This is a genomic window from Paractinoplanes aksuensis (genome assembly GCF_024137025.1).
Classification (GTDB): domain Bacteria; phylum Actinomycetota; class Actinomycetes; order Mycobacteriales; family Micromonosporaceae; genus Actinoplanes; species Actinoplanes aksuensis.
The window spans coordinates 41,813-56,723 of record NZ_JAMYJR010000030.1 but is presented as its reverse complement, the minus strand read 5'-3'; the positions used below and the strand labels follow the sequence as shown (position 1 = coordinate 56,723).

The following is a 14,911-nucleotide window of genomic DNA, read 5'->3' as shown; positions in this document are numbered from 1 at the left end:
CCCCGAATACTCGGAGCTGATTGTTTAGCGGCGAGACCGTGGCCGTTGCGGCGGCGTACGAAAAACCCTACAAGCGGCGCTCGGCCGATGTGAGGAGAGCGGATTCGTACCGGCGGAGCACGAGGTCGGTCACGGCGGGGTCGAGACAGAGCGGCGGGGTGACGGCGTCGGCGCCGGCCTTGTGCAGGCTGCGATAGAACAGGCCGTCGGCGAGGAAGTACGAGGCTACGGCAATTCTCCGGGCACCGCGCTGCCGGAGGCCGGCGACGAGGTCGGCCACCCGAGGCCCCGGCCCGGAGACGTATCCGACGGAGACCGGAGCACGGTACCCGCCCGGACCATCAGCGCCTGCGAACGGGAACCGAGCCGGACCGTCGGCGCCTGTGGATGGATGCCGGGCTGGACCGTCGGCGCCTGTGGACAACTCGCTTCCGTTGACTTGGCGCTGAGTAGGATTGCCCCCACCACCAACCCCAACCCCGGGCGGGCGGGGGAGGCGGCGGCACCCCGCAAGATCAAGATCGGACGCCACTTTCTCGACGTCGGCGCGCCAGGCGGGGTCGGACGAACCGGCCGCGGCCAGCACCACGGCGTCGGCGTCGGGCAGCCGGCGCATCATGGCGGCGAGCAGCACGTCATCGGGTCCCAGCGGCTTCGTCACCGGAATCGAGGTGCCGGCCACGGCTTCGGCGATGTCGACCCGTACGTGATAGCCGGCGGAAAGCAGCAGAGGGACCACTACCGCATCGGGCAGCACGCGGGTGAGCTCGGCGACCTTGGGCTCCTGCACGTCCACGTAGGCGAGGCGGACGTCCAGACCAGGCCGGCGAGCGGCGACCCGGGCGACGAGGTCGCGGATCTGCGCCTGACCGGCGGGGCTGCGGGTTCCGTGAGCAACGGCAATGAGAGCGGGCATGCGAAGGCCTTCCGATCATGAGGGCTTCACCGCGACGTTGCGGCCGTTCAGCTGTTGCGCTCGCCGGCCGAGAAAGCCGCATCGGCCAAGAGGGCAGCCCCGGCCAGAAAGCCGCACCGGCCAAGAGGGCGGCCCCGGCCAGGAAGCCGCTCCGACCAGGAAATCGGCCCCGGCAACGCAAAATCTCAGGCGGCGGGCTCGTCCAGGCGCAGCCGGTAGCCGCGCTTGATGACCGTCTCGATGTGGCGGCCGGACCCGAGCGCACTCCGCAACCGAGCCACAGCAACGTCAACCGCATGCCCGTCATTGCCCCGGGGCAGAGCCGCGATCAACTGCTCTTTCGACACCACCACCCCGGGCCGCGCCGCCAACGAGGTCAGGATCGCCATCGCCGCCGGTGCCAGCGTGTGCGGCACCCCGTCGATGAGCACCGCGTGCCCCCGCATCTCGAGCGTCGACCCGGCCACCCCCAGCTTCACCGACCGCCGCGGCAGCTCATCGGTCAACGTCTTGATCAGCGCCCCGAGCCGGTACCGCTCCGGCATGACGAACGGCACCCCCTTCTCGGCCAGCGGAGCCGCCGTGACCGGCCCGACGCACGCGGCCAGGGTGCCGCCGGCCAACCGCTCCAGCACGACCGCCTCGGACTCCCCCGCCACCTGCAGGAACGCCTTGACCGCGGGCGCGCTCGTGAACGTCACGGCGTCGATCTGCCCGGCCGCGATCTGATCGACCAGGCGGCGTACGGGACCCAGGTCGGACGGAAGCACCCAGCGGTACACCGGCACTTCGACGACCGCCGCGCCCGCCCCGCGCAGGGCGGCCACGAACTCGGTCTGGGGCTCGCCGTGCTCCTGCACCACGATCCGCTGCCCGGCGACCCCCTCGGCCAGCAGTCGTTCCAGGATCTCGTCGGTCGACTCGGTCGGGGCGGCCCAGTCCTCGGTGAGCCCGGCCGCGCGGATCGCCCCGCACGGTTTGGGCCCGCGCGCGATGATCCGGGCCCGGCCCAGCACCTCGCGCAGCCGTTCGGCCAGGCCCCAGCCCTCGGCCGCCTCGAGCCAGCCGCGGAATCCGAATCCGGTGGTGGCCACGACCAGGTCGGGGGCGAGCCCGATGCAGGCCTCGGTGGCCGCGTGCAGCGCGTCGTCGTCGGCCAGCGGCACGATGCTGATGGCCGAGGCGGTGACGACCCGGGCGCCGCGCCGGGTGAGCAGCGCGGCCATCTCGTCGCGCCGCCGTTCCGCGGTCACGGCCACGGTGAAGCCGGTCAGTGCGCCCTCGGTCATCCCGTCAGCGTTCCCAGGCCCGGTTACCGCAATGTCGTCGCCGTGTTTCGGGGGCAATAAGCCGGTGTCACCTCAGCGCAGGAAGTCGCCGTCCGACTCGTCCTGGATCCGGCGCACGGCGGCGAGCAGGTGGAACACTTCGATCCGCCCGTCCAGGAACCCCATCCGGTAGTCCGCCCCGGTGGTCACGTCGGCCGCGCGCACCGGGTCACGGTGCCCGGCGATGCCGTCGGACCGCCCCGTGACGTACGCGAAGATCTCGTCGTCCATTCAGCGCTTGCCGTCCATCGCCTTGCGGATGGCCGCGATCAGGTCGGTCTCGAACGCCTCGAGCTCGCCGTCGGCCACACCCACGCGATAGTCCGCGTCCTGCCCGCGTTCCTGGTCGCGACGCCCGGCCACACCGTCGGCCCGCCCCTCGTCGTAGGCCTGCAGGGCGAAGTCAGCGCTGTCCAACCGATCCTCCTCGAACGCTTCAGCCGCGCGTTCGAGCGCAGACACCGCGAACCAATCTCACACGGCGGTCCGACCTTTTCCACCCCCCGATCCGCCCCGCCGAAAACCCTAAAGTCCGAGGTCAAGAGCGCGATCAGACAGAATCACATTCGTACGCTCACAAAGAGTCACAGACCCATTTCCGTACGTAACCAAGAGGGCCACTAATCTGCCGGAGTGGAGATTCTCGAGGGTCCCGCCGTGGCCACCCGCCCCGAACAGCACACCGCCGGCATCCGCGTGGTGACCCCGTTCCGCGGCATGTTCGCCGTCCGCGACAAACTCATGGACGAGCTCTACACATGGCTCGACACCCGCGACCTGACCTACGGCCACACGTTCTTCCGCCTGCACGTCGTAGCAATGGAAGCCGACATGGACGTAGAAGTAGGCGTCATCCTGGACAAGCCCGTGAACGGCGACAACCGCGTAATACCCGGCACCCTCCCCGCCGGCGACTACGCATTCCTGAAATACGTCAACCACGGCCGCCAGGCCAACAAAACCCTGCTCACCTGGATCCGCGCCCAGAACCTCCCGATGGACGTCCTCGAGAATCCCACCGGCGACCGCTTCGCCTGCCGCTACGAGGCCTACCTCACCGACCCCCGCACCGAGCGGATGAAGACCCGCTGGCAGATCGAGCTCGCCGTCCGCATGCTTGACGTTACTCAGGGGTAACAGATACCTCTGGTAGAGGAACGCCGGCGTACCGGGAGGAGACCAGCCATGGACGGTGACCAGTTCGACGTCCTGATCATCGGGGCGGGTCTGTCCGGGGTCGGGGCCGCGTGGCGTCTGCAGGCGGCGTTTCCCGGCAAGACGTACGCGATTCTGGAGGCTCGGGAGGCGATCGGCGGCACCTGGGATCTGTTCCGCTACCCGGGCGTGCGTTCCGATTCGGACATGTTCACGCTGAGCTACCCCTTCCGGCCGTGGACCGACACGCAGTCGCTGGCCTCGGGGGACAAGATCCGGGCCTACATCCGGGAGACCGCGAACGACGCCGGGATCACGAGCCACATCCGGTTCGGGGCCAGGGTGGTGACGGCCGACTGGTCGTCGCGCGAATCGCGCTGGACCGTGCGACTGGTCGACGGTTCCACGCTGACCTGCGGTTTTCTGTACGCCTGCACGGGCTACTACTCGTACGAGGCCGGGTACCAGCCCGATTTCCCCGGCCTGTCCGCTTTCGGCGGCCGGATCGTTCATCCACAGTCGTGGCCGAGCGACCTCGACTATCGGGGCCGGCGCGTCGTCGTGATCGGCAGTGGTGCGACCGCCGTGACGCTGGTGCCCGCGATGTCACCGACCGCCGCGCACGTGACGATGCTGCAGCGCTCCCCCACGTACCTGACCTCGCTCCCCCGCCGCGATGTGATCGCCGACGCCCTGCGCCGGGTGCTGCCGGCGCGGCCCGCCAACGCGCTCGCCCGGGCCAAGAACATCCTGCTCACCCAGGGCTTCTATCAGCTCGCGCGGCGCCGGCCGCAGCGCGTGCGCCGAGCGTTGCGCAAGATGGCGGTGCGCGGGCTCGGCGACGAGGCCTATGTGGACGAGCACTTCAAGCCCACCTACGACCCGTGGGACCAGCGGCTCTGCGTGATCCCGGGCGGCGACCTGTGGGAAGAGATCCGCGCCGGCCGGGCGTCGGTGGTCACCGACCACATCGACCGGTTCGTGCCGTCGGGCATCCGGCTGCGCTCGGGGCGCGTGCTCGAGGCCGACATCGTCGTCTCGGCCACCGGCCTGCGACTGCTGCCCATCGGGGGCGTCGAAGTGTCGGTCGACGGCGCCCTGGTGAAGATCGGCGAGCGCGCGGCCTACCGTGGGTTGATGCTCAGCGGCGTACCGAATTTGGCCTATTGCATCGGGTACGTCAACGCGTCGTGGACGCTGCGGGCCGACCTCTCGCACCGCTACGTCATGCGGCTGCTGCGGCACATGGACCGGCACGGGCTCGCCGTGGCCACCCCGACCTCGCCCGGCGGCACCGGCCGGCCGCTGCTCGACCTGTCGTCGGGGTACGTGCAGCGCGCGCTCGACCTCTTCCCGCGCCAGGGCGACCGGGCGCCGTGGATCGTGCGGCAGAACTACCTGCGGGACGTGATCACCACCCCGCGGGCCGACGTCACCCGCGACATGACCTTCCAGGAGGCAACCCCATGACCCCGTACCGGTTCGCCGGGCGCACCGCCGTCCTGACCGGCGCCGCCAGCGGCATCGGCGAGCAACTGGCGTACGGTCTGGCCCGCCGCGGCAGTCATCTCGTGCTGGTCGACGTCTCGCCGTTGGACGACGTCGCGGCCCGCATCCGCGAGGCTCACCCGGCACTGACCGTCGAGACGATCAAGGCCGATCTGAGCGACCGGGACCAGGTCACCGCCGTCGCCGATCAGGTGCTGGCCGCCCATCCCCGGCTCGGGCTGCTGATCAACAACGCCGGGATCGCCCTCGGCGGCCGCTTCGACCAGATCACGGTGGACGAGTTCGAGACCGTGATGAACGTGAACTTCCGCGCCCCGATGCTGCTGACCCACGCCCTGCTGCCCGCGCTGACCGCGACTCCGGGCGGCCACCTGGTCAACGTGTCCAGCCTGTTCGGCCTGATCGCGCCGTACGGGCAGAGCGCGTACTCGGCCAGCAAGTTCGCCCTGCGCGGCCTGAGCCAGGTGCTGCGGGCCGAACTGTCCGAGAACGGCGTGGGCGTGACCACCGTGCACCCGGGCGGCATCCGCACCAGCATCGCCGTCAACGCCCGCATCGGCAGCAAGGTGCCCGTGGCCGAACTGGCCCCGCAACTGAAGTCGTTCGACGCCCTGCTGACCTTCCCGGCCGAGAAGGCCGCGGCCCAGATCCTCGACGCCGTGACCCGCCGCCGGGCCCGCCTGCTGATCGCCTCCAGCGCCAAACTCCCCGACCTGCTGGCCCGCCTCGCCCCGGTCGGCCACACGAAGCTGATCGCCCTGGTCACCGCCGCGGTCAACGGCCGGACACGGCCGGCTCGAGACCGTCCATCTCCAGCACGACAAGAGTGAGGTCCTCGGCCGCGCGGGTGGTGTGCTCCTCGCCCGGCTGCCACATCACGCCCTGGCCGGCCACGACGGTCCGCCATTCGCCGTCGCCCGACCGCACCGACCCGCTACCCTCGGTCAGCAGCATCAACTGGCCCACCGGCGCCGGATGCCGGCCGACCTCGCCACCGGCCGCCACCCGCAGAACGGTCACCGCAAGGTTGTCGGCCCGCACCACGGCCTTGGCCGTGAGACCCACGCTGCCGTACGCCTCGATCGTCCGGCCCGTGTCCGCCCCGTAATCCAGAATCTCCACGCGCGGGACCCTACTGCTCCGCAAAGACCGCTCGGGGCGTCGCGTCGTGGAACAGCATCGTCACGTGGTTGGCCGGGATACGTTCGGCGGTGAGGCGGGGCAGCTGGGCCCGGCCCGCCTCGAGGGCGCGGTCGGTGATGAACGGGCGGGTGGAGTCGTCGCCGTCGTGCTCGGCCAGGATCACGTGGACGGGAACGTCGAGCCCGGCCAGCAACGGCAGGGTGGCCTCGCCGGTCAGCGTGTCGACGGCGTCGTCGACCAGGCGGGCGTTGTCGGTGCGGGGCCGGCCGGCCGGGTCGAGCAGGTAGGCCGCCCACTGCTGCAGCCGGGGCCGCAGGTCGGGGCGGCGGGCGATGGCCCGGCCCTCCACCTGGTCGACGAACGTGTCCGCGTCGGGGAAGGCCTTGCCGAGCGGGCGCACGATCAACTTCCACTGCGCGCGTACGACGAGCGGGCGCAGCGTCCATCGCGGCTCGGGCAGCACGCCGCCGTCGAGCAACACCAATTTACGTACGCGGGAACCCAGTTTCGCCGCCACCAGGGGCGCCAGGTAGCCGCCCATCGAGTGGCCGACCAGCACCACGTCGTCGAGCCCGCACTCGTCGGCCATCCGCACCACCTCGGCCGCGTGCCCGGCCAGCCCCGGCGCGGCCTGGGCGGTCAGCGATCCGCCACGCCCCGGCAGGTCGGGCGCGACCACCCGGGTGCCCGGCACCGCCTCGGCCAGCGCCCGCCACACCTCGGACGTGTTGGTCAGCCCGTGCAGCGCCAGCACGGCCGGGCCGGCCGCCGCGGAGTTCCAGTCGGCGCAGGTGAGTCCGGCGATGTCGCGCCGTTCGTGCTCAGTCACGCGGCGACCCTACTGCCCGCGCGCCCGCCCGGCGGACCGGGAGCCCACGGTTTCCGGAAGCCGACCGTCCGGAATGGCCACTATGGTCGGGGCATGACCGACATTCCCTGGGAGCCGCCGCTGGCCGGCACCGAGACCGGACATCTGCTGGGCGCGCTCGAACGGCAGCGCGCGACCTTCCGCTGGAAGGTCGACGGCCTCGACGCCACCGGCCTGAGCGCCCGGCTGGGCCCTTCCACGCTGACCCTGGGCGGCCTGCTCAAGCATCTGGCCCTGGTCGAGGATTACAAGATCGCCACGAGGTTCTTCGGCGAACCGCTGACGGGCTGGGACGACCTCGATCCGGACGACGAGGACGCGGAGTTCAACTCGGCCGCCGACGACGAACCGGCGTCGTTGTACGCGCGGTACGACGACGCGGTCGCCCGGTCGCGGACCCGGCTCGACGCCGCGCTGGCCGACGGTGGTCTCGACCAGCTGGCAAGCCGGCCGCTGCCCGACGGCGCCCGCTTCAGCCTGCGACGCATCGTGTTCGACCTCGTGGAGGAGTACAGCCGGCACACCGGCCACGCCGACCTGCTGCGGGAGTCGGTCGACGGTCGCACCGGAGAGGATCCGCCCGATGGCTGGCGGCCCGTTTCCGGCCACTTCACCTTCCGCGGGTAAGGTTCAGGCCGCCACGGTCAGGTGTACGGTCACGGTGTCGCCGATCTCGAGCTTCTCGCCGCGGCGGACGGCTGTCTTGATCGGCACGATGTATTTGCCGTCCTTGGGCCACAGCGAGGTCGTCCAGTCGGTGCCGCCGATCCGGGCCGTCACCGGTATCATCCCCCAGCCATAGCTGACCAGTGAGGACGCCGATTCGAGGGCGGCGCACTCCTCGTCGGGCACGGTGACGAAGTGCCAGGGCGCCGGGCCCCGCCAGAACCAGATCTCCCCCGTGAACCGCAAATCCATGGCCCCACCATAGCGACGCCGGTCTCTGTCGAAATTCAGGCGTGTAAGTGCGGGCGGGAGGGGTATGCGGCGCGGCGCCGCGGTGCGGCACGGAGAGGGACGGGGACAGGCGGTTGCCCAAGATTGTGGACCACGACCAGCGACGCGGCGAGATCGTCGACGCGTACCTCTCGGTGGTGGGCCGGGACGGCCCGGCCGCGGCCAGCAGCCGGGCGATCGCGGCCGAGCTGGGCGTGGGCGCGGGAGCGCTCTGGCACTACTTCGACAGCCTCGACGCGGTCGTGGCGGCGGCCTGCCGGCAGGTGCTGGTCGGCACCGACGCCCGCATAGCCGCGGCCACCGAGGGCCGGCGTGGACTGACCGCGCTCGACGCCATGCTGCGCGAGATCATGCCGATGGCCCGGCACACCCGGGACGAGGCCAAGGTGGTGGTCGGCTTCTGGGGGCGCCTGGCGGTCGACCGGCAGATCACCGCCGGGCAGGCGGACGCCCTGGACATGTGGGGCGCCCGGGTCCGCCGCCATCTCGGCGAGGCGGTCGAGGACGGCGAATTGGTAAGACACTTGGCCGTCGACTGCCTGGCCGATGTGCTGCTGTCGATCGCCGTCGGGCAGCAGGTGCACGCCGTGCTCGACGCCGAAGCGGCCGACCCCCAGCGCCAGCACGCGCTGGTCCAGCACTGTCTCAAGCCCTGGCGGAACAGCTAATACCTATCCAGCAGATAGGAATGCTATGGTGGCGCGGTTCCCGCCGGACCGCGACCGTCAGCGAGGCGACGCGTGACCACCTTGACCGAGCAAGCCGCCGCCCTGCTCCTCACCGAGCACGCCTTCTCGCCGGCCACCCCCGGCTTCGTCGGCGCCGAGGTCGACCTGCCGCTGGGCCCGCCCGGGCTGCCCGACGCCCTGCTCACGGCCCTGGCCCTGCGCCCGGTGCTGCGCCACGGGTTCCTCACCGCCCGGTCGGCCCGGCTGGCGGTGGTCAGCGGGCCGCCGTCGCCCGGGCTCGAGACCTGTCTCGACCGCATGGCCGACGACCTGGCCGACCCGCTCCCGTTGCTCGGCGCGGCGGCGGCGCCGGAGGGCCACGACGGGGGCGGTGTCCGGGTTTCGCTCGAGGCCGGGCTCGACGGCGGCGGCCCGCTCGGGCTGCGGCGGCGCTGGGCGCTGGCCAACACGCTGGCGCCGGTGCTGGCGGCCGCCTTCGCCAACTCGCCGCTGCGTGACGGGCAGCCCACCGGCTGGCGCAGCACCCGGCAGTCGCGTCACCGGGACCACCCGGTCCTGTCGCCGATCGCCGATCCGCGGGCGGCCTGGGCCGCGTACGTGCTGGGGGCGGACGGTCCGTTCCGCGCGGCCGCCCGGCCCCGGCTGAGCGATCTCGTGCGGCACGTCGACGCGCTGCGGCCGCCGGTGGCCGCGCGCGGGCACCTCGAGATCGACGTGGCCGACCGGCCGCCCGGCGACGGGTGGCGGGTCGTGGTCGCGGTGACCTCGGTGCTGCTCGACGACCCGCGGGCGGCCGCGGCGGCCGAGGAGATCACGGCGCCGCTGGCCGCCGAGCCGCGGTTGTGGGAGCGGGCGGCGCGCGACGCCCTCACCGACCCGGTGCTGGCGGCGGCCGCGCGGGGGTGCTTCGTCGAGGCGTACGGAACCCTGTCCCGGCACGGCGCCCGCCGTGACCTGCGGGATGCGGTGGCCGAGTTCACCGAACGCTATGTGATGCGCGGCCGCTGCCCGGCCGACGAGGTGCTCGCCGCCCGCACCGGGGAGGTCAGGCCCGTTCGCCGGTGATGTACTCCTCGAGGCTGCTGCGCTCGTGCTCGAGCTCGTCGATGCGGAACTTGACCACGTCGCCGATGCTGACCACGCCCCGCAGCGAACCGTCCTCGATCACCGGCACGTGCCGGAACCGGCGCTCGGTCATCAGCCGTTCCACCTCGTCGAGCACGGCGTCGCGGGTCACCGAGCGCACGTCGGTGGTGTGGATCGTGGCCACCGGCTCGGTCAGCACGGCCGCGCCCCGGGCGGCCAGGGCCCGGACGATGTCGCGCTCGCTGACGATGCCGTCGACCCGGTCGCCGTCGCGGCTCACGATGACCGCGCCGATCTTGTGCTCGGCCAGGACGGCCAGCAGTTCCGTCACGTCCGCCTCGGGTGACACGGTCACCACCCGCTCGCCCTTGACCCGGAGAATGTCGCTGATCCGCATGGTCGCCCTCTCCTCGCCGTGAGTTCGACCCGCGGACCTCGCAACGCCGCGGGGCATACGCCTAGATGCCGCTATTGCGGGCGCGATGTCAAGGGGTGAACAGCGCGGCCGACGCCAGTTCCCACTCCGCGACCAGGTCGATCGTCTCGGGATAGCGCAGCCACTGCAGTTGCAGGCCGTCCATCAGGGCGACGACCTGGCGGGCCAGCGCGGCCGGGTCCTGGGCGTCGACCGCGAGCTCGGCGAGCATCTCGACCGTGCGCTGCTGGCGCTCGTTGAAGTACGCGTGGGCCGGGTGGTCGGGGGTCAGCGACTCGGCCTCGAGCACGGCGAAGAGCCGGACGATCTCGGGCTGGGCCGCGTTGCGCCGGACCAGGGCCACGCACGTCTCACGCAGTGAGGCCGGCGCCTGCTCGTTGACCGAGCGTATGTCCTCTTCGTCGCGGTGGTCGAGCACGGCCAGCAGCAGCCCGTCCTTCGAGCCGACGTGGTGCAGCAGGCCGGGCACGGTGAGCCCGCAGCCGTCGGCGACGTCCTGCATCGACAGGCCCCAGAAGCCGCGCTCGGCGATCAGGTGGGTCGTCACCTCGACGATCTGGCGGCGGCGCTCGGCGGCCGGCAGCCGCGCCCGATCACGCCGATACATCTCGCTCACCCCTTGTTCGCCACACACTGTGAAGCGTATGTTACTCACAAGCTATTACCTACTAGGTACTCAGTAAGGATGATCGTGGAGCTGACCGACCAGGCCGCACTCACCAGTGGCAGCGCCTTCTGGAAGACGACGGCCGCGGGCGACGTCCCCGCGATCACGCTCACCGACGGGCCGCACGGCGTCCGGCTGCAGAGCGACGCCGGCGACATGCTGGCCGGCCGGCCCGCCACCTGCTTCCCGCCCGCCGTGGCCTCGGGCTCGACCTGGGATCCGGCGCTGCTGCACCGCATGGGCGAGGCGCTGGGCGACGAGTGCCGCGCTATGGACGTGCAGGTGCTGCTCGGCCCCGGCATCAACCTTAAGCGCACCCCGCTCGGTGGCCGCAACTTCGAATATTTCAGCGAGGACCCGATCCTCTCCGGCGTGCTGGCCACCGAGTGGGTGCGCGGCCTGCAGAGCAAGGGCGTCGGCGCCTCGCTCAAGCACTTCGCGGTCAACAATCAAGAGACCGACCGCATGACCGTGAGCGCCGAGGTCGACGAGCGCACGCTGCGCGAGCTCTACCTGCGCGCGTTCCAGCGGGTCGTCACCCAGGCCCAGCCCTGGACCGTCATGTGCGCCTACAACAAGGTCAACGGCGTCTACGCCTCGCAGCACCACTGGCTGCTGACCGAGGTGCTGCGCGACGAGTGGGGCTTCGAGGGCCTGGTCGTCAGCGACTGGGGCGCGGTCGTCGACCGGGTGGCCGCGCTGGCCGCGGGCCTCGACCTGACCATGCCCGGCCCCGATGACGCCGGCGACGCCGTGGTGGCCGCAGCCGTACGGGACGGAAAGCTGCCGGCCGAGGTGCTCGAGACGGCCGTGGCCCGCATCCGCGCGATGGTCGAGAAGTCGGCGCCGGCCACCGGCCCGTACGACGCCGAGGCCCATCACGCGCTGGCCCGCGAGATCGCGGCCCGGGCCATCGTGCTGCTCAAGAACGACGACGACATCCTGCCGCTACGCACCGACGGCCAGTCCGTGGCCGTGCTCGGCGAGTTCGCCCGCACCCCGCGCTACCAGGGCGGCGGCAGCTCGCAGATCACCCCGACCCGGCTCGACGACGCGCTCACCGAGATCACCGCGACCACGACCGCCCCGGTCCGTTTCGCCCCCGGCTACCGCACCGACAGCGACGCGGCCGACGAGACCCTGATCGCCGAGGCCGTCGCGCTGGCCGAGGGCAGCGACGTGGCTGTCGTCTTCGTCGGCACCACCCGCGAGACCGAGGGCGCCGACCGGGCCGACCTCGACCTGCCCGCGGCCCACCTCGCCCTGATCGAGCGGGTGGTCGCGGCCAACCCGCGTACGGTCGTGGTGCTCAACAACGGCGCCGTCGTGCGCACCGCCCCCTGGGACGCGTCCGTGCCCGGCCTCGTCGAGGCCTGGCTGCTCGGTCAGGCCGGCGGCAGCGCGATCGCCGACGTTCTCTTCGGCCGGGTCAACCCGTCGGGCCGCCTGGCCGAGACGATCCCGCTGAAGCTGTCCGACCACCCGTCCCACCTCGACTTCCCGGGCGAGGCCGGCTTCGTGCGCTACGGCGAGGGCCTGCACGTGGGCTATCGCGGCTTCGACGCGCGCGAGCAGCCGGTGTCCTACCCGTTCGGCTTCGGCCTGTCGTACACCACGTTCAGCTACGGCGAGGCCACCGCGGTCGCCGGCCCCGACGGCGTCGACGTCACCGTCCCGGTCACCAACACCGGCGCTCGCGAGGGTCGCGAGATCGTCCAGGTGTACGTGGCCAAGCCCGGCTCCCGCGTGCGGCGGGCTCCCCGCGAGCTGAAGGGCTTCGCCCCGGTCGACCTCGCGCCCGGCGCCACCGCCGCGGTGACCGTGCGGATCGCCCGCGACGACCTGGCCTACTGGGACACCCGGCTCGGCCGCTGGGTGGTCGAGGACGGCGACTACGAGTTCGCCGCCGGCGCCTCCTCCCGCGACCTGCGGGCCACGGCGACCGTGACGGTGGCCGGCTCCCCCGACTCGCGCTGGCCGCTGGCCGCCGACTCGACGGTGTCGGAATGGATGACCGACCCGCGCGGCGCCGAGGTGCTGCGCGAGGCGTTCGCCTCCGGTGGCGACAGCCCCCTGGTGGCGGCGGCCGGCGGCGACGGCGAGTTCGAGCTGCTGGGCGGCATGCCGCTCGACCGGCTGGCGCTGTTCCCGGGCAGCCCGTTCTCGGTCGACACCGTGGCCGAGATGGTCAAGCAGGTCAACGCCTGACCGCCACCGCCGTCACCGGGCCCGCGCCCGATGGCGGCGGACGGCTGAGCGGTTGGCGCAGGCCGGGGAGCAGTAGGTCTGCTTCCCGGTCCGGCTGAAGTCGGCGTACGGGCGGGCGCAACCGTCGGCGGCGCAGCGGCCCAGCCGGTGGATGCCCCGGCCGGCCAGGTGCAGGGCGGTGCCGACGCTGATCAGCGTGCGCAGCACCGAGGCCAGCGGCTGGTCGGGGTCACGGTAGTGGATGTGCCAGCCGTCGTCGGCATGGTCGGTCAGCCGGGGGTAGGCCGAGGCGAACCGCAGCAGGTCGTTGAGGCGCCGGGCCCGTTCGGCGGGCACCGTGGCGTCAATCACGGTCAACCACTCGGCCAGGAACTCAGCCGTAGCCTGACGGTCCCACGCAGTCACCGGCAACTCGATGACCAGGTCGTATGCGAGGCAGCGAGCGACCAGGTCGTCGTCGGTGGCCGGCGGGTCGGTGACCAGGGAGAGGGCGAGCCGCACCGCATCCTCGCCGTAAGGGTTGAGATGCACAAAGCCATTACACCAGGATGATCTCCGACTGAGAAGGGGACATCCGGACGTGGAATGGCAATACATCGTTGTGCTCCTGGCCGTGGCGGCCGCGGCGGGCTGGGTCGACGCGGTGGTCGGCGGGGGCGGGCTCGTGCTCGTCCCGGCGCTCATGCTCGGCCTGCCCAACCTGCCGCCGGTGACGGCCCTCGGCACGAACAAGGTGGCGAGCATCTGCGGAACCACCGTGGCCGCCGTGACGTACGCGCGGCGCACGAAGATCGACTGGCGGATCGCCGGTCCAGCCGCGGCGCTGGCCGTCGCCTGCTCGGCGGCCGGCGCCCTGACCGCCTCGCACATCCCGGCCGAGTACTTCCGTCCCGCCGTCATGGTGCTGCTGCTGGCCGTCCTGGCCTTCGTGGTGGCCCGGCCCAACTTCGGCGTCATCGTCGACGAGCCGACCCGCACCTGGCGCCGCCGCCTGGCCGCCGTGCTGCTGGCCGGCACCGTGATCGCCTTCTACGACGGCGTCTTCGGGCCCGGCACCGGCACGTTCCTGATCATCGCGTTCACCGCTCTGCTCAACTTCGACTTCGTCGCGAGCTCGGCCACCGCCAAGATCCTGAACGTCGGCACCAACCTGGGCGCGCTGCTGGTCTTCGCGGCCGGCGGCCACGTCCTGTGGAAGCTGGGCCTGGCCATGGCCGCCTGCAACATCCTCGGCGCCCGCTTCGGCGCCCGCACCGCCCTGAAACGAGGGGCCGGCTTCGTCCGCGTCGTTCTCGTGGTCGTGGTCGTGGCCATGGTCGGCCGGCTGGCCTCGCTCTACCTCTGAGCGAGCCGGGCGCGGCAGTCGGGCCACTCGGCGGCGATGATCGAGTACATCGCCGAGTCGCGGAGCTGTCCGTCCTCGCCCGGCGCCCACGAACGGGACCAGCTCCGCAGCACGCCCTCGAAGCGGGCGCCGGCCGCCTCGATCGCGGCCCGGGAGCGGGCGTTGCGGGCGTCGGTCTTGAGGTCGACCCGGGCCACCTGCCACTGCTCGAACGCGTGCGCGAACAGCAGAAACTTGGCCTCCCGGTTGATGCCGCTGCGCTGGGCCGAGGCGGCCAGCCAGGTGAAACCGACCTCGACCGCGCAGAGCACGTCGCGACCCGGCCACAGCCGCGGATCCCAGTAGGCCGTGGCGCCGACCGCCCGCCCGGTGCGCAGGTCGATCTGCGCGAAGGGCATCAGCATGCCGGCCGCCGCCCGGGCCAGCTGCTCGTCGAGATAACCGTCCACTTCGGCCGCCGTCGGCACCCACGTGAACTGGTACGAGGCCCGATCCTCCCCGGCGGCCGCGGCCAGATCAGGGGTATGCCGGCGGCTGAGCGGCTCCAGCCGTACGCGAACGCCTTGCAGAACCGGCGCGGCGAGCGTTGACGGAAAGGGCACGG

At 72.0% G+C, this 14,911-nt stretch carries 19 protein-coding genes; 8 read left to right on the top strand and 11 right to left on the bottom strand.

The window, feature by feature from the left end; all coding sequences use genetic code 11:
* Nucleotides 1–67 precede the first annotated feature (67 nt).
* The 4 genes from M1L60_RS27040 to M1L60_RS27025 all read right to left on the bottom strand — a co-directional run bounded on the left by M1L60_RS27040 (nucleotide 68) and on the right by M1L60_RS27025 (nucleotide 2,661).
* Nucleotides 68–916 carry a sirohydrochlorin chelatase gene (locus M1L60_RS27040; protein ID WP_253240337.1) on the bottom strand — a complete coding sequence of 283 codons (849 nt, stop codon included), beginning with the start codon at nucleotides 914–916 and terminating at the stop codon, nucleotides 68–70.
* Between the two features lie 185 nt (nucleotides 917–1,101).
* A complete protein-coding gene (locus tag M1L60_RS27035; protein WP_253240336.1) occupies nucleotides 1,102–2,205 on the bottom strand; it encodes a uroporphyrinogen-III synthase in 1,104 nt (367 codons plus the stop codon).
* Nucleotides 2,206–2,277: 72 nt separating this feature from the next.
* Nucleotides 2,278–2,475 (bottom strand): hypothetical protein, encoded by a 198-nt coding sequence (locus M1L60_RS27030; RefSeq protein ID WP_253240335.1) that lies wholly within the window; start codon nucleotides 2,473–2,475, stop codon nucleotides 2,278–2,280.
* Complete coding sequence (locus tag M1L60_RS27025) at nucleotides 2,476–2,661, bottom strand: hypothetical protein (RefSeq protein ID WP_253240334.1); 186 nt, start codon at nucleotides 2,659–2,661, stop codon at nucleotides 2,476–2,478. It lies immediately after the preceding gene.
* Between the two features lie 216 nt (nucleotides 2,662–2,877).
* Between M1L60_RS27025 and M1L60_RS27020 the strand changes: the two genes are divergently transcribed.
* The 3 genes from M1L60_RS27020 to M1L60_RS27010 are packed head-to-tail and all read left to right on the top strand — an operon-like array spanning nucleotide 2,878 to nucleotide 5,738.
* Nucleotides 2,878–3,381 (top strand): GyrI-like domain-containing protein, encoded by a 504-nt coding sequence (locus M1L60_RS27020; protein ID WP_253240333.1) that lies wholly within the window; start codon nucleotides 2,878–2,880, stop codon nucleotides 3,379–3,381.
* A gap of 48 nt (nucleotides 3,382–3,429) precedes the next feature.
* A complete protein-coding gene (locus M1L60_RS27015; RefSeq protein ID WP_253240332.1) occupies nucleotides 3,430–4,869 on the top strand; it encodes a flavin-containing monooxygenase in 1,440 nt (479 codons plus the stop codon).
* Nucleotides 4,866–5,738 carry an SDR family NAD(P)-dependent oxidoreductase gene (locus tag M1L60_RS27010; RefSeq protein WP_253240331.1) on the top strand — a complete coding sequence of 291 codons (873 nt, stop codon included), beginning with the start codon at nucleotides 4,866–4,868 and terminating at the stop codon, nucleotides 5,736–5,738. The genes M1L60_RS27015 and M1L60_RS27010 overlap by 4 nt, the downstream gene beginning before the upstream one ends.
* Here M1L60_RS27010 and M1L60_RS27005 read toward each other — a convergent pair.
* A complete protein-coding gene (locus M1L60_RS27005; protein WP_253240330.1) occupies nucleotides 5,683–6,030 on the bottom strand; it encodes a cupin domain-containing protein in 348 nt (115 codons plus the stop codon). The genes M1L60_RS27010 and M1L60_RS27005 overlap by 56 nt on opposite strands.
* Before the next feature lie 10 nt (nucleotides 6,031–6,040).
* Nucleotides 6,041–6,880, bottom strand: coding sequence for an alpha/beta fold hydrolase (locus tag M1L60_RS27000; RefSeq protein WP_253240329.1), 840 nt, complete (start codon nucleotides 6,878–6,880; stop codon nucleotides 6,041–6,043).
* Nucleotides 6,881–6,973: 93 nt separating this feature from the next.
* Between M1L60_RS27000 and M1L60_RS26995 the strand changes: the two genes are divergently transcribed.
* Nucleotides 6,974–7,546 carry a DinB family protein gene (locus tag M1L60_RS26995; protein WP_253240328.1) on the top strand — a complete coding sequence of 191 codons (573 nt, stop codon included), beginning with the start codon at nucleotides 6,974–6,976 and terminating at the stop codon, nucleotides 7,544–7,546.
* Nucleotides 7,547–7,549: 3 nt separating this feature from the next.
* Here the strand turns inward: M1L60_RS26995 and M1L60_RS26990 are convergent, their stop codons facing one another.
* The gene (locus tag M1L60_RS26990) at nucleotides 7,550–7,837 is read right to left on the bottom strand and encodes a DUF1905 domain-containing protein (RefSeq protein WP_253240327.1); all 288 of its coding nucleotides are present in this window, start codon (nucleotides 7,835–7,837) and stop codon (nucleotides 7,550–7,552) included.
* A 113-nt stretch (nucleotides 7,838–7,950) separates the two neighbouring features.
* Here M1L60_RS26990 and M1L60_RS26985 point away from each other — a divergent pair, with 113 nt between their 5' ends.
* Together M1L60_RS26985 and M1L60_RS26980 are read left to right on the top strand one after the other, a co-directional pair.
* The gene (locus tag M1L60_RS26985; protein WP_253240326.1) at nucleotides 7,951–8,544 is read left to right on the top strand and encodes a TetR/AcrR family transcriptional regulator; all 594 of its coding nucleotides are present in this window, start codon (nucleotides 7,951–7,953) and stop codon (nucleotides 8,542–8,544) included.
* 72 nt (nucleotides 8,545–8,616) lie between these two features.
* Nucleotides 8,617–9,630, top strand: coding sequence for a glutamate-cysteine ligase family protein (locus tag M1L60_RS26980; protein WP_253240325.1), 1,014 nt, complete (start codon nucleotides 8,617–8,619; stop codon nucleotides 9,628–9,630).
* On the opposite strand, the gene M1L60_RS26975 is transcribed toward M1L60_RS26980, so the two are convergent.
* Complete coding sequence (locus M1L60_RS26975) at nucleotides 9,611–10,048, bottom strand: CBS domain-containing protein (RefSeq protein WP_253240324.1); 438 nt, start codon at nucleotides 10,046–10,048, stop codon at nucleotides 9,611–9,613. The two genes, M1L60_RS26980 and M1L60_RS26975, sit on opposite strands and share 20 nt — an antisense overlap.
* Before the next feature lie 88 nt (nucleotides 10,049–10,136).
* Complete coding sequence (locus M1L60_RS26970; RefSeq protein ID WP_253240323.1) at nucleotides 10,137–10,694, bottom strand: TetR/AcrR family transcriptional regulator; 558 nt, start codon at nucleotides 10,692–10,694, stop codon at nucleotides 10,137–10,139.
* Between the two features lie 78 nt (nucleotides 10,695–10,772).
* Between M1L60_RS26970 and M1L60_RS26965 the strand changes: the two genes are divergently transcribed.
* Nucleotides 10,773–12,962 carry a glycoside hydrolase family 3 C-terminal domain-containing protein gene (locus M1L60_RS26965; protein ID WP_253240322.1) on the top strand — a complete coding sequence of 730 codons (2,190 nt, stop codon included), beginning with the start codon at nucleotides 10,773–10,775 and terminating at the stop codon, nucleotides 12,960–12,962.
* Nucleotides 12,963–12,974: 12 nt separating this feature from the next.
* On the opposite strand, the gene M1L60_RS26960 is transcribed toward M1L60_RS26965, so the two are convergent.
* Nucleotides 12,975–13,493, bottom strand: coding sequence for a CGNR zinc finger domain-containing protein (locus tag M1L60_RS26960; RefSeq protein ID WP_253240321.1), 519 nt, complete (start codon nucleotides 13,491–13,493; stop codon nucleotides 12,975–12,977).
* A gap of 49 nt (nucleotides 13,494–13,542) precedes the next feature.
* On the opposite strand from M1L60_RS26960, the gene M1L60_RS26955 reads away from it, so the two are divergent.
* On the top strand, nucleotides 13,543–14,307 hold the full coding sequence (locus M1L60_RS26955; RefSeq protein WP_253240320.1) for a sulfite exporter TauE/SafE family protein: 765 nt from the start codon (nucleotides 13,543–13,545) through the stop codon (nucleotides 14,305–14,307).
* Here M1L60_RS26955 and M1L60_RS26950 read toward each other — a convergent pair.
* Nucleotides 14,298–14,909, bottom strand: coding sequence for a GNAT family N-acetyltransferase (locus tag M1L60_RS26950; protein WP_253240319.1), 612 nt, complete (start codon nucleotides 14,907–14,909; stop codon nucleotides 14,298–14,300). The genes M1L60_RS26955 and M1L60_RS26950 overlap by 10 nt on opposite strands.
* Between the last annotated feature and the right edge of the window lie 2 nt (nucleotides 14,910–14,911).

What these genes read in the sequence shown, in the direction of transcription:
- M1L60_RS26970 (WP_253240323.1), bottom strand. Translation starts at nt 10,694, where the DNA reads ATGTATCGGCGTGATCGGGCGCGGCTGCCGGCCGCCGAGCGCCGCCGC.
- M1L60_RS26990 (WP_253240327.1), bottom strand. Translation starts at nt 7,837, where the DNA reads ATGGATTTGCGGTTCACGGGGGAGATCTGGTTCTGGCGGGGCCCGGCG.
- M1L60_RS27010 (WP_253240331.1), top strand. Translation starts at nt 4,866, where the DNA reads ATGACCCCGTACCGGTTCGCCGGGCGCACCGCCGTCCTGACCGGCGCC.
- M1L60_RS26965 (WP_253240322.1), top strand. Translation starts at nt 10,773, where the DNA reads ATGATCGTGGAGCTGACCGACCAGGCCGCACTCACCAGTGGCAGCGCC.
- M1L60_RS27040 (WP_253240337.1), bottom strand. Translation starts at nt 916, where the DNA reads ATGCCCGCTCTCATTGCCGTTGCTCACGGAACCCGCAGCCCCGCCGGT.
- M1L60_RS26995 (WP_253240328.1), top strand. Translation starts at nt 6,974, where the DNA reads ATGACCGACATTCCCTGGGAGCCGCCGCTGGCCGGCACCGAGACCGGA.
- M1L60_RS27030 (WP_253240335.1), bottom strand. Translation starts at nt 2,475, where the DNA reads ATGGACGACGAGATCTTCGCGTACGTCACGGGGCGGTCCGACGGCATC.
- M1L60_RS27015 (WP_253240332.1), top strand. Translation starts at nt 3,430, where the DNA reads ATGGACGGTGACCAGTTCGACGTCCTGATCATCGGGGCGGGTCTGTCC.
- M1L60_RS27035 (WP_253240336.1), bottom strand. Translation starts at nt 2,205, where the DNA reads ATGACCGAGGGCGCACTGACCGGCTTCACCGTGGCCGTGACCGCGGAA.
- M1L60_RS26975 (WP_253240324.1), bottom strand. Translation starts at nt 10,048, where the DNA reads ATGCGGATCAGCGACATTCTCCGGGTCAAGGGCGAGCGGGTGGTGACC.